Annotated in this window: 10 protein-coding genes; 7 read left to right on the top strand and 3 right to left on the bottom strand. The window is 73.0% G+C overall.

The features are described 5' to 3' along the window. The first annotated feature begins 24 nt into the window (after positions 1-24). Positions 25-738, top strand: coding sequence for a class I SAM-dependent methyltransferase (locus FHX75_RS29045; protein ID WP_154943681.1), 714 nt, complete (start codon positions 25-27; stop codon positions 736-738). Between the two features lie 99 nt (positions 739-837). Further along, positions 838-1,461: a DedA family protein gene (locus FHX75_RS29040; protein ID WP_154943679.1), complete on the top strand. Its 624-nt coding sequence runs from the start codon at positions 838-840 to the stop codon at positions 1,459-1,461. A gap of 15 nt (positions 1,462-1,476) precedes the next feature. Here the strand turns inward: FHX75_RS29040 and FHX75_RS29035 are convergent, their stop codons facing one another. Together FHX75_RS29035 and FHX75_RS29030 are read right to left on the bottom strand one after the other, a co-directional pair. Continuing rightward, positions 1,477-2,130, bottom strand: a complete 654-nt coding sequence (locus tag FHX75_RS29035; RefSeq protein ID WP_154943677.1) for an MBL fold metallo-hydrolase — start codon at positions 2,128-2,130, stop codon at positions 1,477-1,479. Positions 2,131-2,137: 7 nt separating this feature from the next. Further along, positions 2,138-2,854 carry a maleylpyruvate isomerase family mycothiol-dependent enzyme gene (locus tag FHX75_RS29030; RefSeq protein WP_154943675.1) on the bottom strand — a complete coding sequence of 239 codons (717 nt, stop codon included), beginning with the start codon at positions 2,852-2,854 and terminating at the stop codon, positions 2,138-2,140. 179 nt (positions 2,855-3,033) lie between these two features. Between FHX75_RS29030 and rsgA the strand changes: the two genes are divergently transcribed. The 5 genes from rsgA (at position 3,034) to FHX75_RS29005 (ending at position 11,406) form a co-directional block, all read left to right on the top strand. Further along, entirely contained in the window at positions 3,034-4,113 is a 1,080-nt protein-coding gene (rsgA, locus tag FHX75_RS29025) for a ribosome small subunit-dependent GTPase A (protein ID WP_154943673.1), read from the top strand. Between the two features lie 186 nt (positions 4,114-4,299). After that, positions 4,300-7,245 (top strand): excinuclease ABC subunit UvrA, encoded by a 2,946-nt coding sequence (gene uvrA / locus FHX75_RS29020; RefSeq protein ID WP_154943671.1) that lies wholly within the window; start codon positions 4,300-4,302, stop codon positions 7,243-7,245. Between the two features lie 161 nt (positions 7,246-7,406). Further along, entirely contained in the window at positions 7,407-7,889 is a 483-nt protein-coding gene (locus tag FHX75_RS29015) for a Rieske (2Fe-2S) protein (RefSeq protein WP_154943669.1), read from the top strand. Positions 7,890-8,022: 133 nt separating this feature from the next. Further along, positions 8,023-9,963: an excinuclease ABC subunit UvrC gene (gene uvrC / locus FHX75_RS29010; RefSeq protein WP_154943666.1), complete on the top strand. Its 1,941-nt coding sequence runs from the start codon at positions 8,023-8,025 to the stop codon at positions 9,961-9,963. 771 nt (positions 9,964-10,734) lie between these two features. Then, positions 10,735-11,406, top strand: a complete 672-nt coding sequence (locus tag FHX75_RS29005) for a C39 family peptidase (protein ID WP_154936060.1) — start codon at positions 10,735-10,737, stop codon at positions 11,404-11,406. 62 nt (positions 11,407-11,468) lie between these two features. Here the strand turns inward: FHX75_RS29005 and recQ are convergent, their stop codons facing one another. After that, positions 11,469-13,310 carry a DNA helicase RecQ gene (gene recQ / locus FHX75_RS29000; RefSeq protein ID WP_154943664.1) on the bottom strand — a complete coding sequence of 614 codons (1,842 nt, stop codon included), beginning with the start codon at positions 13,308-13,310 and terminating at the stop codon, positions 11,469-11,471. Between the last annotated feature and the right edge of the window lie 94 nt (positions 13,311-13,404).

The raw sequence follows: 13,404 nt of genomic DNA, 5'->3' as shown, positions 1-13,404 counted from the left end.
CGAGTCGGACGCGAAAGCCGCGCGATGCCCGGTCGGCTCCGGCATGCTCGACCGGTGGGCGGACCCAGTACGGCGGCGTTGAGCGTCCTGACGCGCGAAATCGGCGCGCCGGGCGACGGGCTGGACCGGCTGCGGCTGGTGCCCACGCCGTTCGTGCCGGAGGTGTGGCTGCACCTCGCCGAGGACGCCATCGTCTGGTGGGCCCGGATGGAGGCGGCGGCCGGCCGTACCCTCCCGCCGCCGTACTGGGCGTCGGCCTGGCCCGGCGGGCAGGGGCTCGCCCGGTACCTGCTCGACCACCCCGAGCTGGCCGCCGGGCGTCGGGTGCTCGACCTGGCCGCCGGCTCCGGTCTGGTGGCCATCGCCGCCGCGCTGGCCGGCGCGTCCGAGGTCGTCGCCAACGACGTCGATCCGTGGGCGGTGGCGGCGGTGACGGTCAACGCCCGGGCCAACGGGGTGGCGGTCACGGCCACGGAGGGCGACCTGCTCGACGGCGACGGTACCGGGGTGGACCTGCTGCTCGCCGGCGACGTGTTCTACGACGCGGGGCTGGCCGGGCGGGTGCTGCCGTTCCTGCACCGGGCCGCCGCCGCCGGGGCGGTCGTGCTGGTCGGCGACCCCGACCGGGGGCACCTGCCGGCCGAGGCCCTGGAGGTCGTGGCCAGCTATCCGGTGCCCACCACCGAGCCGTACGTCGACTCGCCGGTACGCCGGGTGCAGGTGCTCCGGCCGCGCTGACCCGACGGCCGGCTCAGGGTGACCCCGAGCCGGGGTTCAGGGCGGGGTGGGGGACCGAACCCGATGTGCCGGCCGCCCGCAGCCCATAGCGTCATGGCCATGCTGGATACGTTGGCCCAGGTCGGGGAGTTGCCCACCACCCTGCTGATGGGGGCGCTGGGGCTGGTCATGCTCGCCGACGCCGTACCACTGCTCGGGGTGCTGGTCCCCGGCGACGTCGCGATTCTCGCGGCGGTGGGGGTGGGCCGCCCGGCGACCGGCGCGGCCACCGTCGCCGCGGTGGTGGCGGGCTGCGTCGCCGGCTGGTCGCTGAGCTTCCTCGCCGGCCGGGTGTACGGCGAGCGGCTGCGGCACAGCCGGGTCGGCGGCTGGATCGGCGAGGCCCGCTGGGCGGCGGCCGAGGGGATCCTGCGCTCCGGCGGCGGGCGGATGGTGCTCATCGCGCCCTTCCTGCCGGTGTTCAACGCGCTGCTGCCGCTGGCCGCGGGCGGGCTGCGGATGTCGTACCGGAGGTTCGTGGCCTGCGCGACGGCGGGCGCCGCGCTCTGGGCCGGCCTCTACCTGGCGCTGGGCACCGCGTCCCGGTCGCTGGCCGGGCTGCTGCCGGGGGAGGGCAGCCCGATGCTGGTCACCATGGCGGTCGGCCTGGCGCTGGCCGGCGTGGTGCTGCTGGGCACCCGGCGCCGGCTGCGCGCCCTGACCGGCGCCGGCCAGCCGAGCTGACCGACGCCGGACGCCTCACCAGCCGCGGGCCCGCCACTGCGGCAGCGACGGGCGCTCCGCCCCGAGGGTGCTGTCCTTGCCGTGCCCCGGGTAGAACCAGGTCTCGTCCGGCAGCCGGTCGAAGAGCTTCTGCTCCACGTCGTCGATGAGCCGGCCGAAGCGCTCCGGATCCTGGTCGGTGTTGCCCACCCCGCCCGGAAAAAGGCTGTCCCCCGTGAACAGGTGCGGGGTGCCGGCCGGGTCGCGGTAGAGCAGGGCGATGGAACCCGGCGTGTGCCCCCGGACGTGGATGACCTCCATGGCGCAGTCGCCGACCGGCACGGTGTCGCCGTCGGCGAGTCGTTCCGCCTCGATCGGCAGGCCCTCGGCGTCGTCGGCGTGCACCAGGGCGCGGGCGCCGGTCTTCGCGACGACCTCCTCCAGCGCGACCCAGTGGTCCATGTGCCGGTGTGTGGTGACCACCGCGGCCAACCCGCCGTCGCCGATGAGGTCGAGCAGCCGCGGGGCCTCGTTCGCCGCGTCGACGAGCACCTGCTCGCCGGTGCCCTTGCAGCGCAGCAGGTACGCGTTGTTGTCCATCGGGCCCACCGACAGCTTCGTGACGGTGAGCCGGTCGAGCTCCCGCACGGCGGGCGGGCCGCCGGCGGTGACGTCTCCGGTGTAGCTCATGACGTGTCTATATCCATTCCGGGGGAGTCGGCAGGGGTCCGTCGGGGGTGACGGTCAGCGCCTCGCCGCGGCTGCGCCCGATCAACCAGGCGGCCAGCTCGGCGACCGGGCCGCTGACCAGCGGCGCGGCCTCACGTTCACCGACGACCAGCTCGTGTCGGCTGCCGTCGAAGCGCAGCACCATCGCCGGGACGTCGGTGCGGGCGGCCAGGCCGCCGCCCACCTCGTGCAGCAGGTGGTGGGCGAACGCCGCCGGCCAGTCGGCCGCCCGGTAACCCACGTCGAGGTCCACGTGGTGCACCTCGATCTCGCGCAGCCGCCCCCAGACCAGCATCGCGGCCTTCCAGGGGCCGCGCCGGGTCTGCACCGTGGCCGACCACGCCTCGACAGGCATGGCCGCGACCGCCTCGGCGAACCGCTCGGCGGAGTGGCGCAGGTCGTCCAGGTGGGCCGCCGGCGGCCGGCCCGCGCCGGCCTCGATGTCGGCGGCGCGGGCCTCCGGGCTGGCGTACATCGGGATGGGTTCGCCGGTACGGGCGGCGGTCAGCAGGTTGACGAAGCCGTCGGCGTTGCGGGCGAGGTGCGCCAGGACGTGCCCGCGGGTCCAGCCGGGCAACAGCGAGGGCGCCGCGACGTCCGCGTCGTCGAGAGCGGCCGCGGCGCGCAGGAGCCGGGCCGTGGCGTCGTCCACCTCACCGGTCAGCAGAAGCGGATCAGTGGTCACGCATCGACCCTAGCGGTACCGGACGGGCCCGTCGCCGGGGAAATCGCTTTCGGCGCGTCGCCGCGGCACCTACCGTCGGCATCGAACGCGGCACCCGGACATCGGAGGAGAGGTGGTGGCCATGCCGGTAGCAGCACGCGTGTACCACCACGACCAGTTCCGACTCCGATGAGGATGCCATGACCATCGATCTGACCGCCCTCGGCTTCGACGCCGACCGGGCGGCGTACGCACGACGGCGCCCCGACCGCCGACCGGGCCGGGTGGCCCGGGTCGACCGCGGGGTCTGCACCGTGCTCTGCGCGGACGGACCCGTCCGCGCCAGCCTCGGCCCGGCGGTGCTCGCCGCCGCGGCCCGCGACCTGACCGCACTGCCCTGCGCCGGCGACTGGGTGCTCCTCGCCACCTGGCCGGACGGCCCGGTCACCGTCGAGACGGTGCTGCCGCGCCGCACCGCGCTGGTGCGCCGGACCGCCGGCAAGGACGCCAGCGGGCAGGTACTCGCCGCCAACCTCGACGCCGCCGCGGTCGTCGAGCCGGTGCACCCGGAACCGGACGTCGCCCGCATCGAGCGGCTGCTCTCCCTGGCCCACGAGTCCGGGGCGCGGCCCGTGGTCGTGCTCACCAAGGTCGACCTGGCCGCCGATCCGGCGGCCGTGGCCCGGCAGCTCGCCGTCGTGGCGCCGGGGGTGCCGGTGCTGCCGGTCAGCGCCGAGCGCGGCACCGGGCTGGAGCTGCTGCGTCCGCTCGTCGCCCCCGGGCTGACGCTCGGCCTGCTCGGTCCCTCCGGGGCCGGCAAGTCGAGCCTGGTCAACGCGCTGGCCGGGGCCGCGGTCATGCCGACCCAGGCGATCCGCCGGGTGGACGGCAAGGGCCGGCACACCACCACCTGGCGGGCGCTGGTGCCGGTTCCGGGCGGCGGCGCGGTGCTGGACACCCCGGGGGTACGGGCGGTGGGCCTGCTGGACGGCACCGCCGGGCTGGACCGTGCCTTCGCCGACATCGCCGAGCTGGCCACCGGCTGCCGGTACGCCGACTGCGGGCACGAGGCCGAGCCGGCCTGTGCGGTGCGGGAGGCGCTGGAGACCGGGGAACTGCCCGCGCGGCGCTGGGAGAGTTGGCGCCGGTTGCAGCGGGAGGTGGCGTACGAGAGTCGCCGCCGGGAGACCCGGCTGGCGGCCGAGCGGCGCGGCGGGTGGCGGGGTGGCCGCCGGCGGACGGTGCGTCCGGCACCGCCGGCGTCACCGGGCGGATTCTGAACCCCGCACCGGCGTGGGCCACCCCGGCCCGACCGGCGTGAGCTGGGGGAATGTGCGGGCGCGGAAAGTTGTCGTACCTCGGGGCTAGAGTTGCCGAGGCGTCATTTCTGCGCCCGTAAACCGCTCAGATCACGCTCCGAGCGGACAGATCCGCCTCACTTTCTTCACCCCGGGAGTACACGGACAGTGGCCGACCGACTGATCATCCGTGGCGCGCGCGAGCACAACCTGCGTGACGTCAGTCTCGACCTGCCCCGGGACGCCCTGATCGTCTTCACCGGGCTCTCCGGCTCCGGCAAGTCGAGCCTGGCCTTCGACACCATCTTCGCCGAGGGCCAGCGCCGGTACGTCGAGTCGCTGTCGTCGTACGCCCGGCAGTTCCTCGGCCAGATGGACAAGCCCGACGTCGACTTCATCGAGGGCCTGAGCCCGGCGGTTTCCATCGACCAGAAGTCGACCTCGCGCAACCCCCGCTCCACCGTCGGCACCATCACCGAGGTCTACGACTACCTCCGGCTGCTCTTCGCCCGCATCGGCGAGCCGCACTGCCCGGTCTGCGGGGAGCGGATCTCCCGGCAGACCCCGCAGCAGATCGTCGACCGGGTCCTCGGCATGGCCGAGGGCACCCGCTTCATGGTGCTCGCGCCGGTGGTGCGCGGCCGCAAGGGCGAGTACGTCGACCTCTTCGCCGAGCTCCAGGCCAAGGGGTACGCCCGGGCCCGGGTCGACGGCGTGGTGCACCCGCTGACCGAGCCGCCCAAGCTCAAGAAGCAGGAGAAGCACACCATCGAGGTGGTGATCGACCGGCTCAGCGTCAAGTCGAGCGCCAAGCAGCGGCTCACCGACTCGGTCGAGGCCGCCCTCGGCCTCTCCGGCGGGCTGGTGCTGCTCGACTTCGTCGACCTGGCCGAGGACGACCCCGACCGGGAGCGCCGCTACTCCGAGCACCTGGCCTGCCCCAACGACCACCCGCTGGCGATCGAGGACCTGGAGCCCCGGGTCTTCTCCTTCAACGCGCCGTACGGCGCCTGCCCGGAGTGCACCGGCCTGGGCACCAAGAAGGAGGTCGACCCCGAGCTGGTCGTCCCCGACCCGGAGCGCACCCTGCGCGAGGGCGCGATCCAGCCCTGGGCCACCGGGCACAACCTCGAATACTTCCTCCGCCTGCTGGAGGCGCTCGGCGAGAGCCAGCACTTCGACATCGACACGCCCTGGCGGGCGCTGCCGTCGCGGGCGCAGAAGACGATCCTGCACGGCTCCGACGACCAGGTGCACGTGCGCTACCGCAACAAGTACGGCCGCGAGCGCTCCTACTACACCGGCTTCGAGGGCGTGGTGCAGTGGATCGAGCGCCGGCACACCGACACCGAGTCGGAGTGGTCGCGGGACAAGTACGAGGGCTACATGCGGGACGTGCCCTGCGCGGCCTGCGGCGGCGCCCGGCTCAAGCCCGAGGTGCTCGCGGTCACCCTGGCCGGCAAGAGCATCGCCGAGGTCTGCAACCTGTCCGTCGGTGAGGCGGCCGAGCTGCTGGCCGGCATCGAGCTGACCGACCGGCAGAAGATGATCGCCGAGCGGGTGCTCAAGGAGATCAACGCCCGGCTGAAGTTCCTGCTCGACGTCGGTCTGGACTACCTCTCCCTGGACCGCCCGGCCGGCACTCTCTCCGGCGGCGAGGCGCAGCGCATCCGGCTCGCCACCCAGATCGGCTCCGGCCTGGTCGGCGTGCTCTACGTGCTCGACGAGCCCTCCATCGGCCTGCACCAGCGGGACAACCATCGGCTGATCGAGACGCTGCTGCGGCTGCGCGGCCTGGGCAACACGCTGATCGTGGTGGAGCACGACGAGGACACCATCCGGGTCGCCGACTGGATCGTCGACATCGGCCCGGGCGCCGGCGAGCACGGCGGCGAGATCGTGCACAGCGGCTCGGTGCCGGCGCTGCTGGAGAACCCGGACTCGGTCACCGGGGCGTACCTGTCCGGGCGCAGGTCGATCCCGACGCCCCGGCAGCGCCGCCCGCAGACCCCGGAGCGGGAGCTGGTGGTGCACGGCGCGCGGGAGCACAACCTGCGCAACCTCACCGTCTCCTTCCCGCTGGGCCAGCTCATCGCGGTCACCGGGGTCAGCGGCTCCGGCAAGTCGACGCTGGTCAACGACATCCTCTACGCGGTGCTGGCCAACCAGATCAACGGCGCCCGGCTGGTGCCGGGCCGGCACACCCGGGTCAGCGGCCTGGAGCACGTGGACAAGGTCGTCGGCGTCGACCAGTCGCCGATCGGCCGGACGCCGCGCTCCAACCCGGCCACCTACACCGGCGTCTGGGACCACGTCCGCAAGCTCTTCGCCGAGACCACCGAGGCCAAGGTCCGGGGGTACGGCCCGGGCCGGTTCTCGTTCAACGTCAAGGGCGGCCGCTGCGAGGCGTGCTCCGGCGACGGCACCATCAAGATCGAGATGAACTTCCTGCCGGACGTCTACGTCCCCTGCGAGGTCTGCAAGGGCGCCCGGTACAACCGGGAGACGCTGGAGGTGCACTACAAGGGCAAGACCGTCTCCGACGTGCTGGAGATGCCGATTGAGGAGGCGGCGGAGTTCTTCTCCGCCATCCCGGCCATCCACCGGCACCTCAAGACGCTGGTCGACGTCGGCCTGGGCTACGTCCGGCTCGGCCAGCCGGCGCCGACGCTCTCCGGCGGCGAGGCGCAGCGGGTCAAGCTCGCCTCCGAGCTGCAGAAGCGTTCCACCGGGCGGACGGTCTACGTGCTCGACGAGCCGACCACCGGCCTGCACTTCGAGGACATCCGCAAGCTGCTGATGGTGCTGGAGGGCCTGGTCGACAAGGGCAACACGGTGATCACCATCGAGCACAACCTCGACGTGATCAAGACGGCCGACTGGCTGATCGACATGGGTCCGGAGGGCGGCCACCGGGGCGGCACGGTGCTGGCCACCGGCACCCCGGAGGAGGTCGCCGAGGTGGCCGAGAGCCATACCGGTCAGTTCCTGCGCCAGGTGCTCAAGCTCGACGGCGCGGCCAAGGGCGCCAAGGCGGCGACCAGCCGGGCGGCCAAGGCCAACGGCAGCGCCACGAAGTCGCGTACCCGGAAGGTGCCGGCCGCGGCGCGCTGAGCGACGGTACGGCGGGGCGGGTCGGGAAACCGGCCCGCCCCGTCCCGTTCCCCGGCGAGCCGCGGGTCGACCGGATTGAACCGTCGGGCACAGTGTTGCGTGTGCCGAGGTGAGGCCGCGAGGTCGACGACCGGCGGCGGCAGTCGAGAGGAAGGCCGGAGATGAGTGACGACCAGGTGTTGACCGGACCCGGTACGCAGACGCGGCGAGCCCTGCTCGCCGGCGCCGGCGCGGTGGGGGCGTCGGTCCTCCTGACCGCCTGCGGAGGCGACGACTCCGGGGACGGGACGACCGCGCCGACCAGCGGCGGACCGGGCGCCACCGCCGGCGACGCGGAGGGCGGCGACCGCGAGGGCTCGTCCTCGCTGGCGACGACCAGCGACATCCCGGTCGGTGGGGGGCAGGTCTACGCCGCCCAGGGCGTGGTGATCACCCAGCCGGAGCCGGGGCAGTTCAAGGGCTTCGACCCGATCTGCACCCACCAGGGCTGCCCGGTGTCGAACGTCGACGGCGGCACCATCAACTGCACCTGCCACAACAGCAAGTTCTCCATCACCGACGGCTCGGTGAAGCAGGGCCCGGCCACCAAGCCGCTCGCGGCGAAGCCGCTCAAGGTGCAGGGCGACCAGATCAGCCTGGCCTGAACCGCCGGCGCCGGCACCGGGCCTGCGTGATCATGAGGTCGGCCACGCCGGCCTCATGATCCACCGGCCGGGCGGCGGGGAGCGTCCCCGCGGGTCGGGGGAGCGTGTCGGGGGTGCGGATTAGTCTTGACGAGTGGCTGACCCCTCGACCTACCGTCCCGCACCCGGCACCATCCCGGAGTCACCGGGGGTCTACCGCTTCCGTGACGGCACCGGCCGGGTGATCTACGTCGGCAAGGCGAGGAGCCTGCGCAGCCGGCTCAACTCGTACTTCGCCGACCCGGTCAACCTGCACCAGCGCACCCGGCAGATGGTCTTCACCGCCGAGTCGGTGGACTGGATCACCGTCGCCACCGAGGTCGAGGCGCTCCAGCAGGAGTTCACCTGGATCAAGCAGTACGACCCCCGGTTCAACGTCCGCTACCGCGACGACAAGTCGTACCCATACCTGGCGGTCACCCTCGACGAGGAGTACCCCCGCCTGCAGGTGATGCGCGGCGCCAAGCGCAAGGGGGTGCGCTACTTCGGGCCGTACTCGCACGCCTGGGCGATCCGCGAGACCCTCGACCTGCTGCTGCGCGTCTTCCCGGCGCGGACCTGCTCCTCGGGCGTGTTCAAGCGGGCCGGTCAGGTGGGCCGGCCCTGCCTGCTGGGGTACATCGGCAAGTGCTCCGCGCCCTGCGTCGGCAGCGTCTCCGCCGACGAGCACCGCGACATCGTCAACGGCTTCTGCGACTTCATGGCCGGCCGCACCGACACCATGGTCCGCAAGCTGGAACGGGAGATGACCGAGGCCAGCGAGCAGCTGGAGTTCGAGCGGGCCGCGCGGCTGCGCGACGACGTCGCAGCGCTGCGCCGGGCCATGGAGAAGCAGACCGTGGTGCTCGGCGACGGCACCGACGCCGACGTGGTGGCCTTCGCCGACGACCCGCTGGAAGCCGCCGTGCAGGTCTTCCACGTCCGCGACGGGCGGGTGCGCGGCCAGCGCGGCTGGGTGGTGGAGAAGACCGAGGAGCTGAGCACCGGCGACCTGGTGCACCACTTCTGCACCCAGGTGTACGGCGGCGAGCACGGCGAGGCGGACGTGCCCCGCGAGTTGCTGGTCCCCGAGCTGCCCGCCGACGCCGACGCGCTGGCCGACTGGCTTTCCAGCCACCGGGGCAGCCGGGTGTCGCTGCGGGTGCCCCAGCGCGGCGACAAGAGGTCGCTCATGGAGACGGTCGAGCGCAACGCGAAGGACGCGCTCGCCCGGCACAAGCTGCGCCGGGCCGGCGACCTGACCACCCGCGGCAAGGCGCTCGACGAGATCAGCGAGGCGCTCGGCATGCGGACGTCCCCGCTGCGCATCGAGTGCTTCGACGTCTCGCAGATCCAGGGCACCGACGTGGTGGCCAGCATGGTCGTCTTCGAGGACGGGCTGCCCCGCAAGAGCGAGTACCGCCACTTCATCGTCCGGGGCGCCACCGACGACCTCTCCGCGATGTCCGAGGTGCTGCGCCGCCGCTTCGCCCGCTACCTCGACGCCCGGGCCGAGAGCGGCGAGATCGGCGAGGAGACCGCCTCCGACCCGGACCGGCCCGGCATCGACCCGACCACCGGGCGCCCGCGCCGGTTCGCGTACCCGCCGCAGCTGGTGGTGGTCGACGGCGGCGCACCGCAGGTGGCGGCGGCCGCCCAGGCGCTGGCCGAGCTGGGCATCGACGACGTGGCGCTCTGCGGCCTGGCCAAGCGGCTGGAGGAGGTCTGGCTGCCCGACGACGAGTTCCCGGTCATCCTCCCGCGCACCTCCGAGGGGCTCTACCTGCTGCAACGGGTCCGCGACGAGGCGCACCGCTTCGCCATCACCTTCCACCGGCAGCGCCGCTCCAAGCGGATGACCGAATCCGCCCTGGACAACGTCCCCGGCCTCGGCGAGGTACGCCGCAAGGCGCTGCTGCGGCACTTCGGCTCGCTCAAGCGGCTCTCTGCCGCGACCGTGGAGGAGATCACCGAGGTGCCCGGGGTGGGGAAGCGGACCGCCGAGGCGATTCTGGCCGCCCTGGACGAGGGCACCAAGGCGGGTCCTGGTCGCTGACCATCCGTCAGCTTCCTGTCGGCCCATGGCCGTCTGAGGCGGGCCGTCCCGACTGGCGTGGATGCCGGCTTGTGGGCATGCGTGGGCCCGGGTGGCGCGACCGGCGGTCCCGGACCGGCGGCCCGGTGGTCGGGTCCAGCCGTGCGGCGCCGGTGGCCCCTCCGGCAGGCGACTGTTGGAGGGGAAGCTGTCCGGTGAGCGTGATACCTCTGAGGCATTTTGATACCTCAGAGGTATCACGCTCGTCGCGGGCATGCCTCCGCGCCGGGACACGCCGGAACCGGCTCACCGGCCCGCGCTGGACCGGTCCCGGTGCGGCAGCCGAGCGGGTAGCCGACCGGCCGACACCTCGAGCGAGGTCGTCACCCGCTCCTCCGGATCGGCGCCGGATGTCCGGATTCGGGGGGCGCTCGCGTGCCTGAATGTCGGGTTTGCCCTGCGGTGTCGGGTGGTCGGGGCAGGCCGGGTGGTGGAATGGTCGGCGGGGCGGGGTCGTTGTACATGGCATACGGCGCTTGGCCCCCCGGCCGGACGGTGAACCGGCAAGTCAGGCCCGGTGGAATGCCGGCCCGCACCGGTTGGTTACATCCCCCGGCACCATGGGCCTCGGGCCTGTGGAATGCGCAGCCCGCCGGGCTGGTTACATCCCCCCGGACACCCGAGCAGAGCCCCTTTGTGCGGCCGCCGGGCATCCCCCTTCTTTGACTTCCTTTCACGCGCAGCCGTCCCCCGGCGGTGTGTGCGTGTCCCCCGATCGAAAGGTGCACCCTCATGCGTACCGATCTGATCCGCAAGACCGTTCTGACCGCTGCCGGCATCGCCGCGACCGCCGGTGGGATCGCCGGCCCGGCCCTCGCCGCGCACGCCGCCCCCACCCAGGGCGCCACCGCCTCGATGCAGACCGACCGGGGCAACGACCGTAAGCCGCACGGCGAGCGGGAGCTCAACGTGCGCTACGAGGCCCAGCCGAACTTCTACTACTGCGGCCCCTCGGCCACCCGCAACGCCCTGTCCGTGCAGGGCAAGGACATCGACGTCGACGCCGTGGCCAAGGAAATGGGCACCACCGAGGCCGGCACCAACAGCATCAACGACATCACCCCGGTACTGAACAAGGAGACCGGCAAGAAGGTCTACCGCTCGGTCGAGATCCGCGACAGCAAGGCCGACCGCAAGCAGACCGACAAGCTGCGCGCCGACGTCATCCGCACCATCGACGACGGCCGGGCCGTGGTCGCCAACATCGCCGGCACCGCCACCGACACCGACGGCACCACCCACTCCTTCGAAGGCGGGCACTACATCAGCGTCATCGGCTACCGCGACGGCGGCAAGACCGTCACCATCGCCGACTCGGCCAACCCCGACCAGGCCTCCTACCGGATGAGCATCGACAACCTCGCCGACTGGATCGCCACCCGCGGCTACTCCACCGCCTCCTGACCCACCGCACCACCGACAAGGGCCGGCCCCACCCGGGGCCGGCCCTTTCGTCGTACCTGGGGTCAGCCCTCCGCGAGTACGGCGAGGATGCCCTCGCCGTACTTGGCCAGCTTGTTCTCGCCGACGCCGTTGATCTGGGAGAGCCCGGCCAGCGAGGTGGGCGCCTCGGTGGCGATCTGTCGCAGCGTGGCGTCGTGGAAGATCACGTACGCCGGTACGCCCTGCTCCTTGGCGGTGGCGGCCCGCCAGGCGCGCAGCCGTTCGAAGACCGGGGCCGCCTCCGGGGTGAGGTCGGCGACGACGGTGGCCGCGCCCCGGGGCTTCGCGGACCGGCCGGACGCCGGCCGTTCCGGCTCCCGGCGCATGGTCACCGTGCGGCGGCGGCCCAGCACCTCCGCGCTGGCCTCGGTGAGGGCCAGGGTGCCGTAGTCGCCCTCGACGGCGAGCAGTCCCTCGGCGAGCAGTTGCCGGACCACCCCGCGCCACTCGGCCTCCCGCAGTTCGGCGCCGATGCCGAAGGTGCTCAGCGAGTCGTGGCCGTGCTGGGTGATCTTGTCGGTCTGCTTGCCGAGCAGGATGTCGACGCAGTGCCCGGCGCCGAAGCGCTGGTTGCGCTCCCGGTCCAGCCGGAAGACGGTGGAGAGCAGCTTCTGCGCCGGCACCGTGCCGTCCCAGGTCTCCGGCGGGGTGAGGCAGGTGTCGCAGTTGCCGCAGCCGGCCGCCCCGCTCTGGCCGAAGTATTCGAGCAACTGCACCCGGCGGCAGCGGACCGTCTCGCAGAGGGCCAGCATCGCGTCGAGGTGGGTGGCGAGGTTGCGCCGGTGCGCGAGGTCGCCCTCCGACGTCTCGATCATCTTGCGCTGCTGCACCACGTCCTGGAGGCCGTACGCCAGCCAGGCGGTGGACGGTAGGCCGTCCCGCCCGGCGCGGCCGGTCTCCTGGTAGTAGCCCTCCACCGACTTCGGCAGGTCGAGGTGGGCGACGAACCGGACGTCGGGTTTGTCGATGCCCATCCCGAACGCGATCGTCGCCACCATGACCAGGCCGTCCTCGCGCAGGAAGCGCTGCTGGTTGGCGGCGCGGGTGGCCGCGTCCAGGCCGGCGTGGTACGGCAGCGCGGCGACCCCGTTGGCGACCAGGAACTCGGCGGTCTTCTCCACCGAGGCGCGGGACAGGCAGTAGACGATGCCGGCGTCGCCGGGATGTTCGTCGCGCAGCAGGGCGAGCAGCTGCTTGCGCGGCTCCTTCTTCGGCACGATCCGGTACTGGATGTTGGGCCGGTCGAAGCTGGCCACGAAGTGCCGGGCGTCGGTCAGCTTGAGCCGGCTGGCGATCTCGGCGCGGGTGGCGCTGGTCGCGGTGGCGGTGAGCGCGATCCGGGGCACCGTCGGCCACCGCTCGTGCAGCATCGACAGGGCCAGGTAGTCGGGGCGGAAGTCGTGCCCCCACTGCGAGACGCAGTGCGCCTCGTCGATCGCGAACAGGGCGATCCGGCCCCGGTCGAGCAGCCCGAGGGTGGCCCGGGAGCCGAGCGCCTCCGGGGCGAGATAGAGCAGGTCCAGCTCGCCGGCGAGGAAGGCCTTCTCCACCTGGCGGCGGGCCTCCAGGTCCTGCGTCGAGTTGAGGAAGCCGGCCCGGACGCCGACGGCGGTCAGCGCGTCGACCTGGTCCTGCATCAGCGCGATCAACGGGGAGACGACCACCGCGACGCCCTCGCGGACCAGGGCGGGGATCTGGTAGCACAGCGACTTGCCGCCGCCGGTGGGCATCAGCACCAGCGCGTCGCCGCCGGCCACCACGTGGTCGATGACCTCCCGCTGGAAGCCGCGGAAGGCGTCGTAGCCGAAGACCCGGCGGAGCACCCGCAGCGCGTCCTCGGTGCGCAGGTCGGTGGGGGAGGTCATCCGCGGAGTCTACGAGCCGACGCCGACAACCCGCCGCCGCCGACCCGCGCGGGAATACCCGCTCCGCCGCCGCCGCTTCCTGAAAAGGCCGCCG

This window comes from Micromonospora palomenae, from assembly GCF_007829925.1.
GTDB classification, from domain to species: domain Bacteria; phylum Actinomycetota; class Actinomycetes; order Mycobacteriales; family Micromonosporaceae; genus Micromonospora; species Micromonospora purpureochromogenes.
The sequence above is the reverse complement of the archived record's forward strand: the minus strand, read 5'-3'. Positions and strand labels throughout refer to the sequence as shown.